Consider the following 23945-nt stretch of genomic DNA (forward strand, 5'->3'; position numbering starts at 1 on the left):
GAGCAGAGCAGAGCAGAGTTAATTGCAGTCGTCTTCATCCTTGCTATTTCCCCTTCCAAAGCAATTTCTTTATACACTGTACCATAAGTGTATAACTTAAAGTAAGCAATATCCGATTTTAGAAGGGATAAGCCAACTTTCTTCAATAAAAACGGGTAAGTTTTTATTGAAGCGCTTTAGCGCGGAAATTTTAGCAGAATTTTAAGACCTGAAATTATGGAAATTAGTAGTGTATGTAATGACATACGAAAAACTCAAAATACATTTGAATCCCAGAATCATCGCCCCATTAACATGGGGAATACACCGTGATAGAAGCTGACCAAGATTTTTTAACTGGATCATCCCCATGTACATGGGGAATACAACCGCCGCATGAGCGCCCCATCAGACTCAATAGGATCATCCCCATGTACATGGGGAATACTCTTTTATAAGCTGTGGCAAACTTTTGACCTTGGGATCATCCCCATGTACATGGGGAATACTGCTTTCTGGTTGGTGAGAAACGGGCACGAAAAGGATCATCCCCATGTACATGGGGAATACAGAGGATGACTACAATGCAGGACCTTGCATTTGGGATCATCCCCATGTACATGGGGAATACACTAAATATATCCCGTTAAATCAGCGTTTACAAAATGCAATAATTCAAAATTTCATGAGTTTGGTAGAAGTACATATTGCTTTAAGGCTATTCTAACATTTAATAGAATTACTTAACGATATTTATATAAGCGTATTTCTATATTCGAACTACAATTAAATCCGCCGCTTTTTCAATTCTGTCGCTAGCGCTCTAATATACTTATCATTATGAGCTTCATGCTGAGCTTCTTCCAGTAGTGGTGCGCAATCAACTTCTAACAATACTTTCCGTTTTATGTATTCTTGTTCTAACGGTGACTCAGCAATTGCCGCCATTGCCATTCGTTCAACTCCCAAAAGTTCACGGCTCGATAAAGTTTTAAAATTCGTCACAGTTATCTACCTCCTTCAAGAACGCATGTTCGTATAATATGATAACATATTTTTTTGCTTTAAGGCCAAATTAATTTAATTCATTTTAATCTAGCCTTGCATTTATGTTGATAACGACTTATTATAATATTTGTCGTTATCAACATAAAAAGGAGAAATAAACACCATGACAACTCAATTCAAAACTTTAGATGACTTTTTAGGAACCCACTTCATTTATACGTATGACAACGGATGGGAATACGAATGGTACGCCAAAAATGATCATACGGTTGACTACCGTATCCACGGTGGCATGGTGGCTGGACGATGGGTAACGGATCAGGAAGCTAATATCGTGATGCTAACCGAAGGAATTTATAAAATTGACTGGACCGAACCAACGGGAACCGATGTGGCGTTAGTTTTCTTACCAAACGAAGACAAGCTACACGGCACCATTTTCTTCCCAAAGTGGGTTGAAGAGCATCCTGAAATTACGGTTACCTATCAAAATGAACACCTTGATTTAATGCATGATTCACGCGAAAAGTATGCCACCTATCCTAAACTAGTGGTGCCAGAATTTGCAAAAATCACCTATATTGGTATGGCTGGTCAGGATAATAATGACGTTATCAGTGAGGCTCCCTACGAAGGCATGCCATCTGACATTCGTGAAGGCCGGTATTTTGACGCCCATTATCACCGAATTAATAAATAGTTGGACTTTTTGCGTTTGCAATTTAAATTGGGGAGAAATAGAATGAAGTAAAACCATTCGGAGGTGGCTATCGTCCCCAAGAAACGCGTTCTTCCTTATATTATTTTGGGTATTCTTAAGTTAAATTCACAAATGACAGGTTCAGAAATTGACGCCGAATTTCAACATGAAATCGGTGAGTTTTGGCAAACCACCCACAGCCAAATCTATCCAGAGTTAAAACGGATGGTGGCCGATCAATGGATTGGACAAGAAACCAGCAGTCAGGACAGGAAACAAAAATGGTACCATCTGTTACCTGCAGGCGAGCACCAATTACAAAATTGGCTGACTGAACCCTTAACCCCAAGTACGGACGATGAATTTCCGCTAAAAGTCTTTTTTATTCAGGATCAGTCGAGTCCGATCCTCTACCAATTACTAACGCAAGAGTTACAAATTCATCAAGCGAAATTGACACATTTAACCCAGCGGATGACCACCCTTTTTGACCATCAGACCTGTCAGACTGCTAATTTCGGTCATTACCTCATTTTACAACGGGCAATTGAACGGGAGACTAACAGCCTGCAGTGGCTTGAAACCATGCTGAAGCAACTAGATGGTTGATTGAATATCCCACTAATAACAATAAAAATAGACTAAGCCCAAATAATCATTACTTGAGCTTAGTCTATTTTTATCGACACTAATGGCCTATGACGCTTAATCAATTTCATCAGAAATAAGTTGCCACTGGAATTCCCCCATATATATGGGGAGTAACACATCAAAAACTGCTTCGGTGTCTCGTCCATCAGGATCATCCCCATATACATGGGGAGTACATTTAATTAACCGCATGCAATCTCAAATTGACAGAATCATCCCCATATACATGGGGAGTACCACCCGTGAATGATGGGAAGGATTACTTAGAGAGGATCATCCCCATATACATGGGGAGTACATGGTGATATTTCAGTTAAGGTAGGTGACTACGGGATCATCCCCATATACATGGGGAGTACCCATGACTGAGATGGCTCGTAATGGTGCCTCTGGGATCATCCCCATATACATGGGGAGTACCTGGATATAGCCGCTTCCGCAATGTTGTTGGTAGGATCATCCCCATATACATGGGGAGTACAAGATCACCATACAAGAAATCGAACAAGAATTAGGATCATCCCCATATACATGGGGAGTACTCATCGCCTTAGGTCAAACGATTCTGAATACCAGGATCATCCCCATATACATGGGGAGTACGCGGCATGCCTGGCAGTGGGCCAGTGACGCTCAGGATCATCCCCATATACATGGGGAGTACACTAAACAAATCCCGACTTAACGCCATTTCAATATAAGCAGGTTACCATTTTTCATGAGTTTGGTCAAAGCCGCACCAACGGATGGAATGAATTTGTTAAACAACAGCCTAAATAGTCAACATATTTTTGCCTGATTCGGTTTAGCTGCCGGTCACACCCACTCATAATTTTGAAGATTCTAAACGCCATACAAAAAGTGCCCCCTCTCCCTTACAGAGACGGGGCACTTCATTTAAGTCATGTTATAGGTCTAAGCGAGTAACTTACTTACCTAACTTAGTCTTGTCCGTTACGTTCAACTTGTCATCAAACGTGTACACAACGGGTTCACCAGTTGCCATTTCAAGGTTGATGATATCGTCATCTGAGATACCTTCAATGTACTTTGAAAGGGCCCGGAGTGAGTTACCGTGGGCAGCAATCACAACGTTCTTGTTGTCAAGAAGCTTAGGGGCGATTTGGTCTTCCCAAAGTGGCATAACCCGATCCAAAGTAACCTTCAAGTTTTCACCTTGTGGCACGATGTGTGGATCTAAGTTAGCGTAACGACGGTCATTAGATGCTGAACCTTCGTCATCTGGGGACATCAATGGTGGCAAAACATCGTAGGAACGACGCCAGATGTGAACCTGATCGTCACCAAATTCTTCGGCAGCTTCAGCCTTGTTTTGGCCCTGTAACTTACCGTAGTGACGTTCGTTTAAACGCCAAGTCTTCGTTTCTGGAATCCAGAGTTGGTCAGATTCTTCCAAAACGTAGTGTAACGTTTTGATTGCCCGAGTGAGGACAGAAGTGTAGGCAAAGTCGAATTCTAAGCCAGCGTCTTTGATCCGCTTACCAGCGCCCTTAGCTTCTTCAACACCCTTTTCACTTAAATCAACGTCAACCCAACCAGTAAATTTGTTTTCAAGGTTCCATTCACTTTGACCGTGACGAATAAGAACTAATTTTGCCATAGGTTTAATGACCTCTTTCCATTAATTTTAACTCCCATTATTATACCGCATCTAATGAAAATTTTCACACTTATTCCACGCTGTCGTGGTCCTCGCTCTTCTTATATCGTTTCGTCCGTTCCCGCAGTTTCTGAATGTCAACTCTGGGGTACGAATTACCAATCGGTTTGACCCCTAAAATGTCCAAGAAGAAGGTGAAAATCGGGACCCCAACGATCAGCCCCCATACGCCAAACAGCCAATCACCAAGGATTAGCACGACCAGTGTGTAAAACGTGGGCAGCTGGGTCCGGGATGACATGAACTTAGGATTCAAGACGTAGGCTTCCAGGAAGTGGACGAGTACGATCATTACTAGAATGTAAATTACGTACTTCCACCCCCCCACGGAATAGCCGACCAAGCTCAACGGGATTACGGAAACAATGACGCCGGCCACGGGAATCAGGCTCAGTATAAAAATCATAATGGCTAAGGTCGCCAGCTGCGGCATCCCCATAAACGCCAAAATGATCGTGGTGATTACCGTATTACAAATGGCAATGAAGAACTGCGCTTCCAGTACCACCCCGAAAGTCTCAACGAACCGAACGGCAAAGTAGTAAATGTCCTGGAAGAACCAGTCAAAATCACTCACCAAGAAGAGCTCCGAGAACTGGGCCATCTGTTTTTCTTCAATGGTAAAGAAGAAACTCAGCATCATGGAAATGAACAGGGTTACGCCAAACGAACCAATGGTGGTCAAGTACTTCAAGACCACCGTTGCCCCACCCTTAAGCTGCCCCAATAGATCTGAACTATTAAGGTAGGAGGACAACCAAGTCATCATCCCGTTCGCATCGTTATGCGGATTTTCGTAGAACCGGTAAAGCTCGTTTGCTGTACTCAATGACGAATCAATCAGTTTTGGAAGGTAAGTGGTAACGGCTATATAGGCTAACGCAATCACCCCCGCATAAACTAAGAGGACGATCAACCACGACGGAATATTTACGTACTTATGAATCCAATGAATCAACCGTAACATTAAAAAGGTAAAGATAAACGTCAGCAAAATCGTGTTCATTTCGCCACGTAACAGCCATAAAACAAAAATAATAACGGCCAAAACGACAAACCGTCTTAATCGGACGTTTCGGACAAAACGTTGCCAAAGTGTCATGAATAAAGCCCTCCCGTATGTTCACTAACTACATGGCAGTATACACTTTCCGGTGAATTTGAGACAGTCAAAACGTAAAATAATAAGCATCATCCATATTGCGCTGTACACATTTCCCTACTATGACGTGTATAATAGCAGCCATAAAAGAGGCAAAAGAAGATGTTGTCATGATCGCTAACTTTGTTGATGAGGAGGACTTGGAATGACTGATATTCCCACACCAAAAATATCTGAGATTTTAAATGAAGAGTTTATGCAACCATTTAATCTATCGGCTTATACCTTGGCACGTCGAATTGGGGTGCCTACCTCCCGCATTCAAGCCATTCTACATGATCGGCGGAAGATTACAGTTGATACATCAGTTCGATTAGGTCGCTTTTTCGGAGTATCTGACCGCTACTTTTTGAATTTGCAAAATGACGTGGATATTCGTAATGCTAAAAATAAACGCGGTGAAACATATAATCAAATCGAACGACTTCAATTAAATTAATAGTTAAAAATCCCGTTTACTTATCGAGTAAACGGGATTTTTATCATTAAAGGTTACTATTACCACATTACGCTTGCCTAGACAAAAAATCGATCAGTCCCCTAACGGACTAATCGATTTACCCGATCTACTTCAAATATTTCGAGGCGTATTCCTGAATGGATTCCTGCTTTTGGGTCGCCTGAGTGATGGCATTCTTAATGTCTTGATCACTCATTGAATTCGCGTTGCCACCGGCTGAATCAATCATCTTACGAACCTCATCAATTTCACCCTTCGGAATGGACTGGCTGCTTTGAAGTGCACTTTTCGCCGTGTTCAAATCCGATTGAGATAGACCGCCCTGCGTTGGTTCCTGATTTGAAGACGCAGACTGTGCGTTGGGATCCAAATAAACCGGTGTTTTGGGTGCCGTTGGCGTTGTTTGTTCGTTAGCTAGCGCCTGATCGTTAGCCTTGCGTAACGCAGTGGCCTTATCATAGATGGTTTGGTAGTAAGGCTGCTTAATTGATGAGCTGTCTAACAGTTCAGCTACCGTGTTACTAGATTGTGCATACTCCTGCGCCTCATTTTCGGCTTTGGCCTTATCGTATAGTTTCTGGTATTGGCGTTCGTTTAATTCAATGGTCTTAAGCTTTTTAAGTTCGGCGTTAGCCCGGTTCACCAATGTTTTAGAACCGTGTTTGGCATCCTTAACCGCCTTGAAGTTATCGCTGGCCGACTCGAACTTTTGGTTTGTCATAGCGGACTGCCCACCCACAAAATGTTGGGTTTGCTTCAGATAGGTATTCGCCGTCTGATCGTTTGGTTTCCGACGCAGGGCGTTTTCAAAATCGGTTTCCGCCTGCGTGTATTTCTTATCGGATACTGCTGTCCGCCCCCTTGACATTGCGGCAGCGTAATCCTGCTCTGTTACATGGTGGACTGCAATGGCGTAGCCCCCAATTAATAGCACGACAATTGCGGTCACAATTGCCCATACCCATTTCTTCACAATTAGCCCTCCCAGCAAGTTTGCATGTACCCTATATTATAACATTAATGTAAAACCGAAAGCGGCAATCAAATTGAATTTTCACCCCTTAAATTTTTATAGCGTTTGTGGTCACAATCTAAAATAAAGAGGCGTATAATAAACACTGTATATTTTTGAATTATGTTAACTTATTTGACATATGATTCGGAGAAAGGATATTTCTTACATGCTTGAAAAAACATTTTACAAGACCTTTTTAAGCCGCTCGTTCAACATTCCCATTCGCGTCAACTACTGGGATGGTTCGAGTGACGTTTACGGTAACGGAGATCCGCAAGTCACCATTACCTTCCACAAAGAAGTACCAATCAAAGACATCCGCAAGAATGCCTCTATCGCACTCGGGGAAGCCTACATGGACGGAACCATTGATATTGACGGGAGTATCGAAGACTTACTGACCTCAGCTTACGAAACGGCCGACAGTTTCTTCCATAACTCTAAGTTTATCAAATTCCTACCCAAACAAAAGCACACCATCCAAGAAAGCAAGGATGACATTGCCAAACACTACGACGTTGGGAATGACTTCTACGAACTTTGGCTGGACCCAACCCTGACTTACTCGGCCGCCTACTTCGAACACGAAGATGACACCCTGGAACAGGCGCAGATCAACAAAGTTCACCACATTATCCAGAAGTTAGATCCCCAACCAGGTAAAACCTTGCTGGATATTGGATGTGGTTGGGGAACATTAATGCTGACGGCCGCCAAAGAATTTGGTTTGAAGGTTACGGGTATCACCCTGAGCCACGAACAGTACGACCTGGTTAACCAACGGATTAAGGACGAAGGCTTACAGGATGTGGCCGAAGTTCGTTACGAAGATTACCGTGAATTAGGCGACGAGCAATGGGACTACATTACCTCAGTCGGAATGTTCGAACACGTCGGCGAAGAAAACCTCGGGGAATACTTCGAACGCATCAACCACTACTTAAAGGATGACGGGGTGGCCCTCATCCACGGAATTACCCGTCAGCAGGGCGGTGCCAACAACGGTTGGTTAAACAAATGGATCTTCCCTGGTGGCTACGTACCCGGATTAGTTGAAAACATTCAACACATTATCGAAAACGGTCTTCAATTGGACGACCTCGAAACCTTACGCCGTCACTACCAACGAACGACCGAAATCTGGGATGCCAACTTCAACGAACATCGAGCTGAAGTTGAAAACATGTTTGACGACCAATTCGTCCGCATGTGGGACCTTTACTTACAAGCCTGTGCTGCCTCCTTCAAGTCAGGCAACATCGATGTCATGCAGTTCCTCCTCACCAAGGGTGCATCCGGTAAAGGATTACCGATGACGAGGGAACACATTTACGAGAGTGAGAGCTAGGTCGTTTAGACTTTGAGCACTAACGTAATATCCCTTGCTATGCCTGGTTTTGGCATGGTAAGGGATATTTTGTTAGGCGCAGAAGTCTGACCTAGGGAACACATTTACGAGAGTGAGAGCTAAATCGCCTGATCCTAAGGACTAATAAATAGCCCCTACTATGCTTATTCTTTGGCATAGTAGGGGCTATTTGTTAGCCACAGAAGGTTGAACCATCCCTCACATCCCTATTGAATTTTTAGCATCCACTAAAAGAGATTCCGGCCTATTTAATTTCCCTAATATGTTTCTGGACCTGCTTTAAATAACGATCCCGGTGAGACTCTGAAACCCGAAACCGATTCGCCCCTAGTCCGAATCCCGTCAAACCAAGAACAACGAGCCAAAACCAACCGTCTCGTAACGCTGGTAACGCTTCTTGCATGAACCCATAGGTGGTCGCAATGGCTGTCAGCCAAGCACAAACGCCACTAAGTGCCATCATAAGTTGTTCCATTTATTTTCTCCTCAATAACTCAACGCCCTAAATCCATCCCGGCGCCGGTACTCGTGCAGCTTGGTAATCAGCATCCGTTTGGACTTGCCACTCCACGGATCGTTAAAGTAGACATTCCGGGAATCGTAGCCGGTCAAGGTAATCGCATGGTTCACCCGCGTTTTGGGTCCGCCCCACCCTGAAATCCAAACGACTACGGGACGCCCCCGGTCCAATTGATGCCGAAGCTGAGTAAAGGAACTACCCGTCAGGTTTCTGGCCCGTCCGGTATTCTGTCTGACTACCCCCATTAAGGCCGGCGGATAAATCCACCAGCCCGTCTTTTTGGTTGGATCGCCTATAAAACCAAGATTTCCGTTCTTAGTCTTGGTTCGTGGCATTTCGGCGACTACCTGATCCGTTGTCACCGGGGCCCAGGCATATTGCAGCATCATCGTTGTAGCCACTGCCTCACACCCCGTGGGGTACTTAGGCCGCTGCCGCAAATTGGGTACCGCTAACGCTACCCTTGTATGAACATAGGCCAGGTTAATCCAGCCGGAAATTCCCCGCCCATTTGAGAGGTAAACATAGGTTTTCGGTACGCCGGCTTCATCGACCAGGTCCATTCGCTTAGTGGAGGTCCACTGGGTGTCCGGGTAATTTCTGAGATAGTGATGGACTGGTTGGTACACGGTTTGGTTCTGCCGGGTAACAAACTGATAAAGTTCGCCATCCGTTAAGTTCCGCCGGTAATACGTGGTTTTAGGCGTTTTTTGAACGGGATTCAGCGTGACGACGGTTTGGGCCTCGCTCCTAGATGTCTGAGTCCACCACAGCACCCCCGTTACCAGCAGAACCAATCCTAATGCTCCCCAATGTTTCATCTCCATTCCTCCTAGCAAAAAAGCCCGCACCAGGCGAGCTTTGCTTATAGGCCACCGAAGGCCAGTGATAGTAAGAACACAGCGACCAACCCTGCCACGACGGAAATTGCCATTGACCGGGTCCGGTAGGCCACAATAATAACGATAACCGCAGCAATCATTTCTGGCAGTTTGCCAGTCATTGTAAAGGCGTAGGTCTTACTATCAATAAAGATATCTTTAACGACCAGTGCCGTAAACAGCGACACCGGAACAAATTTCATCCATTCATTAAACCATTCGGGGATCTCCCGTTTGGTAAATAACATTAAGGGAACAAACCGGGGCACAAAGGCCACGAAGAACCCAAGAATGATTAACCAAAAATGTTGGGTACTATTCCAAGTATTAACAGCGTTCATGTGCCTCTCCTACTCGTTTCCGTCAGACTCGGACGGTTCACCCGCATGAGTCCGTAACTTCCATAACCAATGACTTTCCGGCAGCCGCTTTCTTAGCGTCGATTCCAGCAGGAAGCCAATAAAGGAAGCTACCAGGGTCGAAATTACCAGTCCGATTGTGCTCTTTGTCCAGCACATGAACACAACGGCGAAAAACGCAGCCACCAATGCAATCAGCACGGTGATTCGGTTTTTCAGCTGCATCACAATCATGTAAAGAAATAGGGCTGTCAGGGCAAAGTTAACGACCCCGAGATCAATCTTAATGGCACTCCCAATCAGACTTCCAATCAGGTTACTAACGGTCCAGAACAACAGTGAATAGTGTTCGACGTGTAACGCATCGTGAGGGGTCCACTTCTTATCCGTGGCAAACTTTAAGTAGTTCACGGCGTAGTTTTCGTCGTTCAATGAAACGGCAAAAAGAAACAGGAAGCGGGTTGATTTACCACGCAGGTAAGGTGATAGACTCGAACTCAGCAAGGCATAACGCAATTCCAAGAAGAAAAGCATTAGCACAATCGACAGCAGCGGCGAATTAATCGTCAGCATTGTGGCAATTAAAAATTGTGCACCGCCAGAGAAAATTAGGATTGAAACCAATCCCGTTAACAACGTATTGAACCCCGCCGCATGCAGCAGTATCCCACAGGCTAATCCAATGGGAATATAGCTAATATTAAGCGGCATGGACACGCGTAGGGTCGTTTTCCAAGCGGGTTCGTTTGGATCGACTACTTGCTTGGGGCTTCGCGTTCGTTTACTCAAAAATGATGCCTCCATCAGACTGTATCAATTTAAAAGCTTCGTCAATTAACTCGTTTTTATCTTTTCACAAAAAAACTCAACGACAACATTTTAACATGAATTTTACCTTTTTAATACAATCAAATCACTCCAAAGCGCTTACAGGTTGGTTTATTCCCAAAAAATGTTCGATAACTTGTCACAAGCGGCTAGTTATCGAACATTTTAGTTAAAATAAATTCACAAGGTTGCGCCAGGTTCTTACAAACCAATTGGCTTTTTCCACCGGCTGGAGCGTCATTGCCTGCAAAGTGGAAGGTCGAACGGTCGTTATTGGCTGGCCGGCAATGGTTAAGTGGGCGGTGCCAATCACGTGTCCCTGCTTAACCGGGGCCTCCAATGCTCCGGCCCGTTTAACCGAAGGCGCTAGGTCCACGGTGCCCTTGATGTCCGCCCAACTTTGATCAGCCGTCAGCCAAACGGTAGTGGGCTGCGACAGCCCCGCCTTCACCGTCTTTTGTTTGCCATCGTGGGTTGGAACGGTATTGAGGGCCGTTCCCCGTTTCAGGGTTACCGGCCGCATCGTTTGGTAGACGTGGTTGAGCAGCAACCTGGTCTGGGTGAACCGGGCTGGATCAGAAGCGCTTTGATGCGCTGCACCCATCACCACCGTCACCAGTCGATGACCCGACTTCTTAACCGTTCCCGCAAAGTTGGCTCCAGCCGCATCGGACGTTCCCGTCTTGAGGCCGTCCACGGGTAAGTTAGCATCCGCAGCCGAACCGCCCGGCAACATCCAATTCCAGTTCGTCATTTCAGTCTGATCACTGGTTCCTTTAGCAAACCACATCTGTTTAACACTGGCTGTTTTAAGGATTTCCGGGTACCGTTTTAGCAGGGCCATGCTCAACCGGGCGGTATCCGTCGCCGACCAGGCGTTTTCTGCGGCATTAGCAGTCTTTTGGTAGCCTAATCCCTTCACCTGACCGCTCGTCAGCCCGCAGGCGTTATAAATCTTGGCGTCCTTGAAGCCTAACTGCTTTGCTGAAGTCTTCATTTGACTGACAAACTGACGTGAGCTACCGGCCTCGGCCGCCGCCAGTGCCTCAATTGCCCCGTTCGCCGAGTAGATTAAGGCCGCCTGGTAGAGGGCACGAACCGTGTACGTCTTCCCCGCCGTCAAAGGAACGTTCGTATATTCGCTGTTCTGGCTTAACTTAGCAACTGGTTTTGATACCTTCACCCTTTGATCCCAGTGCAGCTTACCGGTGTGAACGGCCTGCAGCACGATGTAAACGGATAGCAGCTTTGACATTGACGCCACCGGGAGGGTCTGGTTTCGGTTTTTGTCGTACAGCACCTGACCGGTATCAGCATCCACCGCAACGGCTGCCTTCACCTTCAAGTCCGGGTTAGCTGCTGCCTGAACGGGCACACTGCTCGTACTGGTTGCCACCATCACCACGGTCATCAGGGATAAAATAATCCGGTGCAAAAACTTCATGTTCTTTTCCTTCCTGTCTTTACTCAATTGGAGCCGCCTAACCTTCACGCTGAGATAAGCTGAGGTTGCCGGAACGGGCCTCCTTTTCATCAACTAGCGGATGATCGTGATGAATTGGCAGGTGAATTACAAACGTCGTCCACTGAGGGTCCGATTCCACGAAGATATAGCCCCCGTGCAAAATCACAATGCTTTGCGCAATCGCTAAACCTAGGCCGGTCCCCCCCGTTTCCTTAGAGCGTGACCCTTCAACCCGGTAAAAGCGTTCGAAGACGGCCTTTAACGATTCTTTCGGAATCGGTTCTCCGTTATTTGAGAACCGCAATTCAACGTCATTTTCATCGATTTGCGTCGTTTTGAGTACGATTCGGTCGGCTCCCTTACCGTACTTTAAGGCGTTGCCGATCAAATTATTGAATACCCGGCTGAGTTTTTCCGCGTCCGCCTCAATTTTCAAGCTCTTCACGTTGCTCTTTGCCGTGATGGTCATCCGTTTCTTCTCCGCTTCCAATTCAAAACTAGCGGCAATTTGCTCCATCATCGCCACGATGTCAATCGGATTAATGGATAATGGGGTATCCGTCTGCCGGACCTTCGTATATTCAAATAGGTCATCAACCAGTGACTTCATCTGCTTACTCTTCATGTACGCCGTATGCGTGTACTTCAAGAGGTCCGACTCTGAATGGTATTGCTTTTCCTCAATGAGCCCGAGGTACCCGATGATGGAGGTTAGCGGTGTTCGAATGTCATGACTGACGTTCGTGATCAAATCATCCTTCGACTTTTCAATGTCCCGCTCATCCTGGAGGGACTGAATCACTGAATCCACTAAGTGATTGACCGAATCAACCACCCGCTGGGTATCCCCCTTTAGGGTGAACGGAATTCGGTGGTCAAGGTGGCCTTCCGCAATATAATGCAGTTCATCAATAATATGGTGCAGCTCCATTTGGTGGTACCGCCGCCGCAACCGCCACCAGAGGACAATCACGTCCACAATGGCCATGATCGTGATAAACACATTCTCCCAGCTCCAGAGCTGGTAGTGCATGGGACCAATCACAATTGATCGTTTAATAATGAAAATCCCGTCCCTTAAGCCCGGATTACTTTGAACCGACTGCAGGAGCAGGACCAATAGGGCTAGGTTTAACAGGAGCAGCAGCACAATTGTAACAATCCCCTCAAATAACAGGGCGGTTTTCTCCCGTGTGGTTAACTTCAAGTTGTGCCCCCTACTTTAATTCTTAATGAACTTCAATTTTGTACCCGACGCCCCAAACGGTTTGAATGACTTTTTCACCGTTCGTGGCCTCTTCAATTTTATCCCGCAAGTGGGAGACGTGCACCATCACCGTCTTCGCGGAAACAATACTTTCCTGTTTCCACACCCGCTCAAAGATTTCGTCAGCCGAGAAAACCCGGTTGGGGTGACTAGCCAGCAGGTAGAGAATTCCAAATTCCAACGCCGTTAAGTTAATGTTGCGGTCGTCAATGGTCTTCACTTCGTGGGAGTCCTTGTTAATCACCAAGGTCCCGATATCCAAAATATCAGGTTCGGAACCCGCCGTTTGATCGCTGCTCCGACGCAGGAGCGACTTCACCCGAGCCATCACTTCAAGGGGGTTAAACGGTTTGGTGACGTAATCATCCGCACCGGTAATCAGGCTTTGGATCTTATCCATGTCGGCCGTCTTAGCCGAAAGAATTAAAATTGGCAGCTGGCTATCCTTGCGGACCTCTTTAATGACGTCGATGCCGTCCATTCCAGGCATCATCATATCTAAAATCATCAGGGCAATGCCGGGATCCGTGTGCAGCTTGGACAGGGCTTCCCGTCCATCCTTAGCAATGACCGGTTCATAGCCTTCGTTACGAATGTAAATTTCCATTAATTGTGCGATATCTTTATCATCATCTGTAACTAAAATTTTCATGGCGATTCTCCTCTTTGTCTATAGGATGAGTGTATCAAACCAGTATGGTCCCTGCACGCCCGTTCGAATAACTTTAGCGATGGTTAACAGGTTTTACCTTTTCTTTATTTTACCTTAGTTTGGTTCCAGACAAAAGTAACGTGAATAATGCCAAAATAGGCAAGCCAGCCAAGGTTTGAACGTACCGGCTAACTTACCTATTTAACAAAATTTAGAAAATGGCGTTTTGAATTGGGTAGTGCCGCTTGAGGTAGAACATGCCGGCAATTCCAAGTAATCCAACTATGATACTAGGAATTGGCAGCAGAACTGGGTTCAGATAAGTGGGCAAAAAGTTACTAAAGTAGAACAATCCGAACCAGACCAGGAACCCAGCCACCGCCGCGGTAACCCGAACGGTTAACCCAAAACGGTGTTTAACGCTGCGGTTAAAGAGGTAGGGAAGCAACGGAAGCATTGCCCCCGCCAATACGGCACTCACTAGAATCGATACGATTCCGACTGGCTGGCTGCTCTTCATGAGGTTAGGACTAAAGAGGTACATGACCCCAAAGATTAAGGTAAAGAAGACAATAAAGGTCAGACCGTTATACACGGCGTTAGGCCAGTAATCCGCCTTCGTTAGGACCCCCTGCTTTTTAGGTCCGCCCGTGACCACAAACTTCACGCGGTCGGCAACGTCACCATACAAGTTCTTAGCCGTCTTACCGCTCTTTTGGCCCTCCACTAATTCTGCCACCATGTCGTTAATTGCCTGGGACTTTTTATCGGCTGATAACTTAGTGTCATTTAGGGCCTTACTAAACCGGAACATGTAGTCGGCATTCCGTTTAGTCAAGCCTAAGCCATCAAACGCTGCCCGGCCGCTTTGCGTGGCCTTCTGCCGGTGCTGCTGAACGCCGGCGTTGCGTTTTTCTGCATCCTTCTCCAGACCTTCCACCTGTTGGTTGCTGGCCGCATTCTTTTCGTTACGCTGGTTTTCTTCGCTCATTATATTATATTCACTCCTAAACGTTGAACCGGAATTCAACTATGTCGCCATCTTGCATGACGTAATCCTTGCCTTCAACCCGCAGTTTGCCGGCATCCTTAACGGCCTGTTGGGAACCAAGTTCATCGAGGGCGTCAAACGACATCACTTCAGCCCGGATAAACCCACGTTCAAAGTCCGAGTGGATAATTCCGGCGGCTTGGGGGGCCTTGGTTCCCTTACGGAACGTCCAAGCCTTCGTTTCCTTACCGCCGGCCGTAAAGAAGGTTTCTAGATCCAGCAGCTTGTATGCAGCCCGAATCAACCGGTTTAACCCGGGTTCCTCTACTCCTTCGGCCTCTAAAAATTCCTGCTTATCTTCATCATCCATTTCAGCAATTTCTTCTTCCGTCTCCGCCGCTACGGCAATGGCTTCAGCACCTTCACCCGCTGCATAGTCCTGGATCATTTTGAAGTAGGGACTACTGTCTGGGTCAACCATATCCTCTTCGGCAATGTTGGCAACGTACAGTACCGGCTTAGAACTTAATAGGAAGAAGCCCTTTACGATTGGTGCTTCCTCTTCGTCAAATTCAATTGAGCGAACGGGCTTACCGTCTTCCAAAACCGGTTTGATTTTTTCTAGAACGGATAACTCTTCCTTCGCCTCTTTATCGTTTCCCTTGGCTGCCCGTTCAACCTTGCTTAGCCGCTTATTAACGGCGTCGAGATCGGCCATGATCAATTCGAGGTTAATCGTTTCAATGTCATCAATGGGATCAACCTTGCCAGAAACGTGGGTAATATTATCGTCGTCAAACGCCCGGACAACGTGCACAATCGCATCCGTTTGCCGAATATTCTCTAAGAATTGGTTACCCAGGCCTTCACCCTTGCTAGCCCCCTTCACAATTCCGGCAATGTCCGTGAATTCAAAGGTTGTTGGGACAATTTTCTTAGCGGGGATCAGTTCATCGATCCGGGCCAACCGATTATCGGGGACTTCCACCATCCCAACGTTTGGATCAATGGTTGCAAACGGGTAGTTAGCCATCTCGGCACCCGCGTTCGTTATGGCGTTAAACAGCGTTGACTTTCCTACGTTAGGCAGGCCAACAATTCCAGCAGTTAATGACATCCTTAGTTCCTCTTTTCCGGCTCTACCGCCTTAGTTTCTAATACCTTTTTCAGTCGTTTTTCAAATTCGCGCCGCGGCAGCATAATTCGGTGGCCGCAACCCGTACATTTAATCTTAATATCTGCGCCCATTCGGGTAATTTCCCAACGATTCGTGCCGCAAGGGTGCGGTTTCTTCATTTCAACAATATCGCCTAAATCATACATTCCGAGGTGCTCCTTTCTTAGTCCTGATTAATTTTTAACAGTTCCAAGATCCGATTCAAATCGTCGTTTGACATAAAGTCGATTTCAATCTTCCCCTTGTGATCCTTCCCCGCCGTTTCGTTAATACTGACCTGCGTTCCAAACCGCTCCTGAAGCTGATTTTCGGTTGAACGGACAAACGGTGACTTCTTGCGTTTTAACGGCTTCTTAACTGATTTTTTCGCCTTGCCGTTGAGTCGATTGACTTCGGCTTCTAAAGCCCGAACCGTCATTTTTTCTTCGGCGGCCTTTTTAGCTAGGGCCCCCAACTTGCTCTTATCCTTGAGGGATAGCAGCGTCCGAGCCTGTCCCATGGATAACTGATTATCCTGCAACATATCCTTAACGGCCTTAGGCAGCCCCAGCAAACGAAGGTAGTTTGCGATGTACGGCCGACTTTTACCCAGCCGCTCGGAGACTTGGGCCTGCGTTAACTGCAGGTTAGTCATCAGCATATCGTAGGCCTCGGCTTCCTCTAGTGGTGTTAAATCCTCTCGCTGCAGGTTTTCGAGCACCCCAATTTCCATCATTTGCTCTTCCGTCACTTGGCGGACAATGGCCGGAATTTGAGATTGATCGGCCCGTTTAGAAGCCCGCACCCGGCGTTCACCCGCTAAAATTTCGTAATGGCCGGCTTGATCAGGCGCCTCCCGGACAATAATTGGTTGAAATACCCCTGATTTTTCAATTGAATTGGCTAAATCAACGAGGGCGTCTTCGTTAAAGGTTTGGCGGGGTTGGTAGGGATTAGGCCGTAAAACATTCAGGTCTAAATCAACCACCGTTTCTTCATCCGTATTGACACCGTTATCAGCGAAGAGTTCGTTCAACCCGCGCCCGAGTCCCTTACTTTTCTTGTTTGCCATGGGCTGCTAACACTTCCTTTGCGAGATCTGTGTAGACAATTGCACCCTTTGACTTAGGCGCGTAATCAATAATGGGCTGACCAAAACTTGGCGCTTCCGCCAGCTGGACGTTTCGGGGAATAATCGTTTGGTAAACCTTATTCTTAAAGTAGGTTTGAACTTCTTCATTCACCTGTTTACCCAGATTGGTACGAGCGTCATACATGGTGAGAAGAACGCCTTCAACCCTTAGTTCCCGGTTAAAGTGCTTTTGAACCAGCTTAATGGTATTTAACAACTGGCTTAACCCTTCCAAAGCATAGTATTCCGATTGCACCGGAATTAATATGGAATCACTAGCCGTAAAGGCATTAATCGTTAAAAGTCCTAACGATGGCGGACAATCAATCAAAATATAGTCATACTGATCCTGAATGTCGGCCAGGGCCGACTTTAACCGGGTTTCCCGGGCCATTTGGGGCGTTAACTCAATCTCAGCCCCCGAAAGTTGAATGGTCGCCGGAATAATATCCAGGTTCGGATGTTCCGTATGCAACACTGCCTCGGCCACCGGTTCTTCGTTAACTAACACATCATAAATTTCTTTATTGATCGTGGACTTTTGAATCCCGACGCCACTCGTGGCGTTACCCTGAGCATCGGTATCCACAAGCAGGACCTTTTGGCCTAGGTCCGCTAACGACGCCCCGAGGTTAACAGCGGTCGTGGTTTTGCCCACGCCGCCCTTTTGATTTGCCAGCGCAATAATGACTCCCATCTGTCTTCCCACCTTCTATTTCTGTTTTGGAATATCAATGATCACCCGAACGAATTCGTCATGATCTTCCTTCTTACTCGTTGCTTGAATCCCTGCATCCGTCACCATTTTCACCGACCGTTGAATGGTATTGACCGCCACCCGGGTGTCACTTGAGACAGCCCGCGGCTTGGCTTTTTTCTTCGGCGTTTTACCCAAGTTGTCAATCAGTTGTTCCGATTCCTTAACGGTAAGCTGATCCGCAATAACTTGATCTAAAACGGCGGCTTGTTGATTATTTGGCACCCGGAGCAGGGCCCGCCCGTGCCGTTCCGTAATCTGATGCGTCATAATGGCCGCTTTGACTGGGTCAGTCAGCTTTAATAACCGGAGTTTATTCGCCACGAAACTTTGGCTCTTGCCAATGGCGCTCGCTAATTCAGTCTGGGTCAGCTTATTTAACGTCATCAGCCGATGATAGGCGTCGGCCTCTTCCACGGCACTTAGTTGTTCACGCTGTAAATTTTCAATGAGCGCCATTGACGCCGTTTCATCGTCGTTTAAATCTTCGACAATGGCGGAAACGCTGGTCCAGCCTAGCTCATTGACCGCCCGAAACCGGCGCTCGCCCGCAATAATTTCAAACCGGTCGGCTTCGTATTCCCGAACGACAATGGGCTGCAACAGGCCGTGTTCCTGAATTGTTTGGGCTAACTCAGTAATGGCCGTTGGATCAAACACCTGCCGGGGTTGAAACCGATTGGGAATTATCGCTGAAACCGATAACTGACGAACCTGACGATTCAGTTCGTTTTCTTCGGATCCCTTCCGATTACCAAATAGAGAGAATGCCAAGTTTCCTCACCTCCGAACTCATTTCGTTCCGATTGGTTCCTTGTTTGGCGTCCCAGGCCGCCGCGGATAGCGCTTTGGGGTCTGCCGCACCTTATCAATGACTAACAAATGCCTAGGATCATCCGAATCCGGCAAGCTAAATCCATCGTCCTCGACAAGCTGACCGCCCAAAGTGTTAATGGCATCTTCGGCAGCCTGAATTTCCTGTCCGGCAGCGGAGGCCTTTAGGGCGATAAACTGACCCCCAACCTTAACTAGGGGTAAACATAATTCTGACAGAACGGATAACCGCGCTACCGCCCTCGCCGTTGCAATATCGTAGGCTTCCCGATGGGGCGATTTTTTGGCCCCAAAGGTTTCTGCTCGATCATGGTAGAAGGCTACCCCCGTCAAATCCAGCTTTGCCGCTAATTCTTGCAGGAACGTAATCCGCTTATTGAGTGAATCAACAATGGTGACCTGTAACTGCGGAAACGCAATTTTCAACGGGATGGAAGGAAAACCAGCGCCAGCTCCAACATCTACAATGGATAGCGGCTCCGTTTGGATTTTGGTCACAAAAAATGCTGGGGTTAACGAATCGTAAAAGTGTTTCAAATAAACGTCTGGTTCATCTGTTATCGTCGTCAAATTTACGTGTTCATTAGTTGCCACCAGCAATTGGTAATAATCGGCAAACTGTTGCATTTGCTTGTCCGTCAAGGAAATGCCGCGTTCCTCTAACGCACGTCTAAACTCTTCTGGATTCATGATTTTTCTCCCGCTCATTTCTGTGAAACAACCGTGTTTCACGATGAGTCTACTTTAATCTATTTTGTGGATAAACGCAAATCCGTTCGCAAAATTTCCTCTACTATTGTACCAAAAAAACAGGTACGTTTCCGCACCTGCTAGTCAAACCTTCAGTCTTAATCCATCTTAATCGCTTTGACTTCCTCTAAGAACCACTTATTAAAGGCGTCGGCATCAATGTCTACCGCAACATCGGCGTTAGTCTTGCCGTCGTGGTAAGCTCCCCGGATGTCCCCAACCGTTTCACCAATGGCCGGCCCGTCCGTAACGATATCGATCCACATCTTCTTAGTCGTAATTGCTTCGGGGTGAAGCAGGTAGAAGATGGTGTTCACATCGTGCATCGCGGTCCCCCGGTCATTATGATCTCCGTCATTAATAATGACGTCGTGAAGCATCTGACCGGCTTTATTAATCTCCGGCAGTTCAGCAATACTTTCCTTCGTTAACAGGGCCTTCATTGTAATATCCAGTCCAACCATTACAATGGGCACGCCCGAAGCGTACATGATTCTTGCTGCATCCGGATCCGTGAAGACGTTAAACTCGGCTGCACTCGTCATGTTACCCATTCCAAGTGCCCCACCCATCGCCACGATTCGGTCAATCTTATCCTTGACTTCAGGATACTCAGTGAAAAGTAAGGCAATGTTCGTGTACGATCCCGTAGGTACTAAAGTCACTTGCCCATCGGTAGCCATAATTTCATCATGGAGGGCCTCAACCGCCGTCTTGTTAATCGGTTTGCCATAGTCTTCGGGGAAATCGTAGCCTGGCAACCCTGATTCACCATGAATACGGGCAGCGTCTTCGAATTCCTTAATCAGGGGTTGTTCAGCTCCAGCGGCCACGGGAATTACAGCGTTAAAGAAGTTAATCACCTTCAGCGCATTAATCGTTGTCTTATCGACCGTCACGTTGCCGGCCACCGTTGTCACCAGTTTGAGATCCAGGTTCGGATCATTGATTGCCATGGTTAAAGCAGCGGCATCATCGACGCCCGGATCAGTATCCATAATAATTTTGGTTGTCATCTTCGTTCCTCCTAAGTGGTAAAACGTTTTCTTAACTCTATTCTACCGGTTTTGCCGGTAAAAGAAAACGCTTTTTCTAAACAATTGTACTTAAAATCAGATCAAGTAAAAATAGGGTCCCCAACAAGTAGACCGTCCAATGTAGTTGCCGGCCCTCCCGCATCGCCAGTTTTAGAATTGGATAGCAGACAAATCCGAACGCTAACCCAGTAGAGATACTATTCGTAAATGGAATCAACACGATAATAAGAAACGCGGAGAACCAATCCGCAAACGACGTCATGTCAATATCACCGATGGCCTCCATCATAATGGCACCCGTAATGATAATCACCGGTGCAATGGCCGCCCCCGGAACGTAAGTTAATAGCGGGATGAAGAAGAGCGACAGGGCAAACATGATGCCAGCAGTCAGGGCCATGACCCCGGTCCGACCCCCACTTTCAATCCCAGCCGCACTTTCAGCCGCCGCCACCGTCGGACTCGTTCCCAGCAAGCTGGAAAATAAAGCCGTGACGGAACTGCCTTCAAACGTCTTTTTGAACTTTTGCTGGGTTGGTAATAGCCCCTGCAAAAGCCCCATGGACTCGAAAACCAAAATCATCGTCATCGAGAAGGCCGCCAAAACAAACGGGACGGTGAATACGTGGGACAAATCCAGTTTGAACATAAGCTTCGTGTACTGCCCTAAGTTCACTAAATTAGCGTTGGGGGCTGCCGTGTCATGAATACCGAATACCGCAGCGATGATCGATGAGACGGTAATCCCAATAAAGAAACTACCGGTAACATTTTTCATGTAAAGAATGACGCTTAACACCAACCCAAATAGCGTCAACAGTGCCGCCGGTTTACCCAAGTTAGCCAATTCCACAAACGAGGTGGTCCCCCGGGTAATCAGCTGCCCCTTTTCCAACCCCACTTCCACTAAGAAGAGGCCAATTCCAGCGGTAATTCCGCTCTTTAAGGATTGGGGAATGGCCGCTGCCAAGACATCCGCTGCCTTCGTAAAGGCAATGACCATATAAATGACGCTGGCGACCGCTGAAATTCCGAGGGCTTCCTGCCAGCTAAGCCCCATGTTAACCACAATGGTATAGGTAAAAAAAGCGTTAACGCCCATCCCTGGCGTGAGGATAATCGGGGCGTTCGCAAAGAAGGCCATCACTAAACAGCCAATTACCGATGCAAAAATTGTGGCAAAGACGCTTAAATCTGCTGGGATCCCAGCATCCTTCAAAATCATCGGGTTAACGACAATGATGTACGAAATTGCAAAGAACCCGGTAATACCCGCAATTATTTCATTTTTCAGGACGTCCGGATGCTTAAACACATCCTTAAACGCCAAGTGGTTAGCCAATTTAACCTGATCGAGTTTATTCATATTCATTCCAGACTTTCTGCAGAACTTCCTGCAAATTGGTCGGGGTTGCAACCAAACGGTCTCAAACGCTTAGCTGGGTTTCACTCCCAAATGGGGAGGTCGGCACCCGAAAAAACAAGGTGTGACTTGCTTCGTTAGATCCTGAGGATTAGCTCAAGAAAAGTTTAATGCCGCTTCTTGGCATGAAACTTTTCTGTGGCTAACCGCAGGGATCTGAAGCAAGGAGCCTAATTAGACAAAGTGTGAGCCACCTCGGGAGATTCTGAGGATAACCTAAGAAAGGAATTGGGCCGTTACTGGGCACATTTCCTTTCTGTAGTTAACCGCAGGAATCTGAGGTGGTGAGCCTAATTAAACAAGGTGTGAAGCCCTTCGGTTAACTTTCGCGCATAGCCTAAGATGACCAAAATTGCCTGCTCCTTGGCAATTATGGTTATCTGTAGCTAGGCACAAAAAGTTGAAGGGGTGAACCTGATTAAAGGTGTGACTTGCTTCGTTAGATCCTGAGAATCATAAATCCCGAAACAAATTTAAATTGTCCCTATAAATAAGAAAAGCGCTCCCCCAACGGTTCGCGCTCTGCTTAGATGTAACATTGAACGGTTAGCTTACCAAACAAATAAACCAACGATTCCAGCTGACATTAAGGAAACCAAGGTTCCCGATAGCAGCATGTAACCCACGTTCTTAGAAATCAAATCGTTTTTCTTCTTGTCTACCATTCCCTTGAAGGCGCCGATAATCATCCCAGTCGTCCCAAAGTTAGCGAAGGATGTTAAGAAGACAGTTAACATTGCCCGGTAGTGAGGGCTAAAGTAGTGCGAGTCGTTAATGTGTGGCGCAATCTTCTGCATCACAACGAATTCGTTGGTGATGATCTTAGTTCCCATGTACTGGGCAAAGTCGAAGGCGTCGCTGACACTTAAACCAGTTAACCATGCAAATGGGAACATGATAACTCCCAAAATGTGTTCCAAGGTTAACCAAGGGGCTACCAGCATTAATAGTTTATCAATCAAGGCAGCTAAGGCCACGAAGGCAATCACATTCGCCGTGATAATTAAAACCAGTTTACCAGCCCCGAGGATTGAATCCCCTAAGAAACTAAAGAAGGGTTCCCGTTTAACAGCTGCATCAGCCTCACCGCTCTGGAGTTGTTCTTCCGTCAGACTTTGATCGTCCGTTACCCCGTAAATTTTATCTTCTTCGGGCGTTACCGTAACAGGATTTAGAATATTGGTAATAATAATGGCATTTAAAATATTCAGCGGTACGGCGGTCAAAACATACTGACCTGGCACCATCTGTGTGTAAGCCCCGAGGATGGACGCCGTCACACATGACATGGACATCAGCGCTAACGTCAAGTCACGTTCAGCACTCATCTTTTTCAGTTGAAGCTTAGAAACGGCTAACGCTTCTGTGTTCCCTAAGAACATCATTTCAACGGAGAAGAATGATTCAAACTTAGGCTGACCCGTAACCCAGGATAGGCCCTTTCCAATCCACTTGATGAACCAAGGTAAAATACCAATGTAAGTTAAGATATCAAACATTGGAACAATCAATAAAATGGGGAGTAGACTACTCGTAACGAAGTCCATTTGCTTAACATGAACCCAGCTTGGCAAGGCAAACGCGATCCCCGTGTAAGCAACGTCAACCAGCCAGTTGAAGCCGTCTGCGGCACCCTGAACGATTGCCCGGCCCCAGCCAAAGCTGGTAAAAATCCAAGCAAGAACAAGGTTTAAAACTAAGACAACCAGCACTGAGCGCCAGTTAATCTTTTTCCGGTTCTTGGAAAATAAAATAGCAATTGCGAGGTATACAGCGATACCAATGATATTAATAATCAGGTACATAAACCCGTGACCCTCTCTTTCCTGTGACGTAAAGTCCAATTTCAGTATTAACAATTAATACCC

25 protein-coding genes and 2 CRISPR repeat arrays are annotated in these 23945 nt (G+C 46.6%); of the genes, 4 read left to right on the forward strand and 21 right to left on the reverse strand.

Annotated elements, in window-relative coordinates:
• Positions 1–338: 338 nt before the first annotated feature.
• A CRISPR array of direct repeats spans positions 339–610; the repeat unit is 28 nt; unit sequence GGATCATCCCCATGTACATGGGGAATAC.
• A gap of 155 nt (positions 611–765) precedes the next feature.
• Positions 766–984: a hypothetical protein gene (locus DCM90_RS06605; RefSeq protein WP_109250581.1), complete on the reverse strand. Its 219-nt coding sequence runs from the start codon at positions 982–984 to the stop codon at positions 766–768.
• A 166-nt stretch (positions 985–1150) separates the two neighbouring features.
• On the opposite strand from DCM90_RS06605, the gene DCM90_RS06610 reads away from it, so the two are divergent.
• The gene (locus tag DCM90_RS06610) at positions 1151–1687 is read left to right on the forward strand and encodes a phenolic acid decarboxylase (protein WP_109250582.1); all 537 of its coding nucleotides are present in this window, start codon (positions 1151–1153) and stop codon (positions 1685–1687) included.
• 63 nt (positions 1688–1750) lie between these two features.
• Positions 1751–2296: a PadR family transcriptional regulator gene (locus DCM90_RS06615; RefSeq protein ID WP_109250583.1), complete on the forward strand. Its 546-nt coding sequence runs from the start codon at positions 1751–1753 to the stop codon at positions 2294–2296.
• Between the two features lie 192 nt (positions 2297–2488).
• A CRISPR array of direct repeats spans positions 2489–3002; the repeat unit is 26 nt; unit sequence ATCATCCCCATATACATGGGGAGTAC.
• 264 nt (positions 3003–3266) lie between these two features.
• On the opposite strand, the gene DCM90_RS06620 is transcribed toward DCM90_RS06615, so the two are convergent.
• Both DCM90_RS06620 and DCM90_RS06625 read right to left on the reverse strand, forming a co-directional pair.
• Positions 3267–3959: a 2,3-diphosphoglycerate-dependent phosphoglycerate mutase gene (locus DCM90_RS06620; RefSeq protein WP_109250584.1), complete on the reverse strand. Its 693-nt coding sequence runs from the start codon at positions 3957–3959 to the stop codon at positions 3267–3269.
• Between the two features lie 70 nt (positions 3960–4029).
• A complete protein-coding gene (locus DCM90_RS06625) occupies positions 4030–5121 on the reverse strand; it encodes an AI-2E family transporter (protein ID WP_109250585.1) in 1092 nt (363 codons plus the stop codon).
• 205 nt (positions 5122–5326) lie between these two features.
• Here DCM90_RS06625 and DCM90_RS06630 point away from each other — a divergent pair, with 205 nt between their 5' ends.
• Positions 5327–5620 (forward strand): HigA family addiction module antitoxin, encoded by a 294-nt coding sequence (locus tag DCM90_RS06630; protein ID WP_109250586.1) that lies wholly within the window; start codon positions 5327–5329, stop codon positions 5618–5620.
• A 127-nt stretch (positions 5621–5747) separates the two neighbouring features.
• Here DCM90_RS06630 and DCM90_RS06635 read toward each other — a convergent pair whose 3' ends face one another.
• A complete protein-coding gene (locus DCM90_RS06635; RefSeq protein ID WP_109250587.1) occupies positions 5748–6614 on the reverse strand; it encodes a hypothetical protein in 867 nt (288 codons plus the stop codon).
• A gap of 208 nt (positions 6615–6822) precedes the next feature.
• Here DCM90_RS06635 and DCM90_RS06640 point away from each other — a divergent pair, with 208 nt between their 5' ends.
• On the forward strand, positions 6823–8004 hold the full coding sequence (locus tag DCM90_RS06640; protein ID WP_109250588.1) for a class I SAM-dependent methyltransferase: 1182 nt from the start codon (positions 6823–6825) through the stop codon (positions 8002–8004).
• Positions 8005–8269: 265 nt separating this feature from the next.
• On the opposite strand, the gene DCM90_RS06645 is transcribed toward DCM90_RS06640, so the two are convergent.
• The 17 genes from DCM90_RS06645 to DCM90_RS06725 all read right to left on the reverse strand — a co-directional run bounded on the left by DCM90_RS06645 (position 8270) and on the right by DCM90_RS06725 (position 23882).
• Positions 8270–8500: a hypothetical protein gene (locus DCM90_RS06645; RefSeq protein WP_109250589.1), complete on the reverse strand. Its 231-nt coding sequence runs from the start codon at positions 8498–8500 to the stop codon at positions 8270–8272.
• 11 nt (positions 8501–8511) lie between these two features.
• Complete coding sequence (locus DCM90_RS06650; protein WP_165815241.1) at positions 8512–9366, reverse strand: C39 family peptidase; 855 nt, start codon at positions 9364–9366, stop codon at positions 8512–8514.
• A 44-nt stretch (positions 9367–9410) separates the two neighbouring features.
• The gene (locus DCM90_RS06655) at positions 9411–9767 is read right to left on the reverse strand and encodes an AzlD domain-containing protein (RefSeq protein WP_109250591.1); all 357 of its coding nucleotides are present in this window, start codon (positions 9765–9767) and stop codon (positions 9411–9413) included.
• A 9-nt stretch (positions 9768–9776) separates the two neighbouring features.
• Positions 9777–10589: an AzlC family ABC transporter permease gene (locus DCM90_RS06660; protein ID WP_109250592.1), complete on the reverse strand. Its 813-nt coding sequence runs from the start codon at positions 10587–10589 to the stop codon at positions 9777–9779.
• A 193-nt stretch (positions 10590–10782) separates the two neighbouring features.
• Positions 10783–12057, reverse strand: a complete 1275-nt coding sequence (locus DCM90_RS06665; protein ID WP_109250593.1) for a D-alanyl-D-alanine carboxypeptidase family protein — start codon at positions 12055–12057, stop codon at positions 10783–10785.
• Between the two features lie 37 nt (positions 12058–12094).
• A complete protein-coding gene (locus DCM90_RS06670) occupies positions 12095–13285 on the reverse strand; it encodes a sensor histidine kinase (protein WP_109250594.1) in 1191 nt (396 codons plus the stop codon).
• 22 nt (positions 13286–13307) lie between these two features.
• Positions 13308–13997, reverse strand: a complete 690-nt coding sequence (gene croR / locus DCM90_RS06675; RefSeq protein WP_109250595.1) for a response regulator transcription factor CroR — start codon at positions 13995–13997, stop codon at positions 13308–13310.
• Positions 13998–14208: 211 nt separating this feature from the next.
• Positions 14209–14988, reverse strand: coding sequence for a DUF1129 family protein (locus tag DCM90_RS06680; RefSeq protein WP_109250596.1), 780 nt, complete (start codon positions 14986–14988; stop codon positions 14209–14211).
• Positions 14989–15004: 16 nt separating this feature from the next.
• Positions 15005–16105 (reverse strand): redox-regulated ATPase YchF, encoded by a 1101-nt coding sequence (gene ychF / locus DCM90_RS06685; protein ID WP_109250597.1) that lies wholly within the window; start codon positions 16103–16105, stop codon positions 15005–15007.
• A gap of 2 nt (positions 16106–16107) precedes the next feature.
• A complete protein-coding gene (locus DCM90_RS06690) occupies positions 16108–16311 on the reverse strand; it encodes a DUF951 domain-containing protein (protein WP_109250598.1) in 204 nt (67 codons plus the stop codon).
• A 17-nt stretch (positions 16312–16328) separates the two neighbouring features.
• Complete coding sequence (locus tag DCM90_RS06695) at positions 16329–17216, reverse strand: ParB/RepB/Spo0J family partition protein (protein WP_109250599.1); 888 nt, start codon at positions 17214–17216, stop codon at positions 16329–16331.
• On the reverse strand, positions 17197–17973 hold the full coding sequence (locus tag DCM90_RS06700; protein WP_109250600.1) for a ParA family protein: 777 nt from the start codon (positions 17971–17973) through the stop codon (positions 17197–17199). Before DCM90_RS06700 ends, DCM90_RS06695 begins: the two co-directional genes overlap by 20 nt.
• A gap of 15 nt (positions 17974–17988) precedes the next feature.
• Entirely contained in the window at positions 17989–18807 is an 819-nt protein-coding gene (gene noc / locus DCM90_RS06705; RefSeq protein ID WP_109250601.1) for a nucleoid occlusion protein, read from the reverse strand.
• A gap of 18 nt (positions 18808–18825) precedes the next feature.
• The gene (rsmG, locus tag DCM90_RS06710; protein WP_109250602.1) at positions 18826–19557 is read right to left on the reverse strand and encodes a 16S rRNA (guanine(527)-N(7))-methyltransferase RsmG; all 732 of its coding nucleotides are present in this window, start codon (positions 19555–19557) and stop codon (positions 18826–18828) included.
• 158 nt (positions 19558–19715) lie between these two features.
• Positions 19716–20633 (reverse strand): ribonucleoside hydrolase RihC, encoded by a 918-nt coding sequence (rihC, locus tag DCM90_RS06715; protein WP_109250603.1) that lies wholly within the window; start codon positions 20631–20633, stop codon positions 19716–19718.
• Positions 20634–20709: 76 nt separating this feature from the next.
• Positions 20710–22020, reverse strand: a complete 1311-nt coding sequence (locus DCM90_RS06720) for an NCS2 family permease (protein ID WP_109250604.1) — start codon at positions 22018–22020, stop codon at positions 20710–20712.
• 608 nt (positions 22021–22628) lie between these two features.
• Positions 22629–23882, reverse strand: coding sequence for a NupC/NupG family nucleoside CNT transporter (locus tag DCM90_RS06725; RefSeq protein ID WP_109250605.1), 1254 nt, complete (start codon positions 23880–23882; stop codon positions 22629–22631).
• Positions 23883–23945 lie beyond the last annotated feature (63 nt).

Source organism: Levilactobacillus bambusae (assembly GCF_003124125.1).
GTDB lineage: Bacteria > Bacillota > Bacilli > Lactobacillales > Lactobacillaceae > Levilactobacillus > Levilactobacillus bambusae.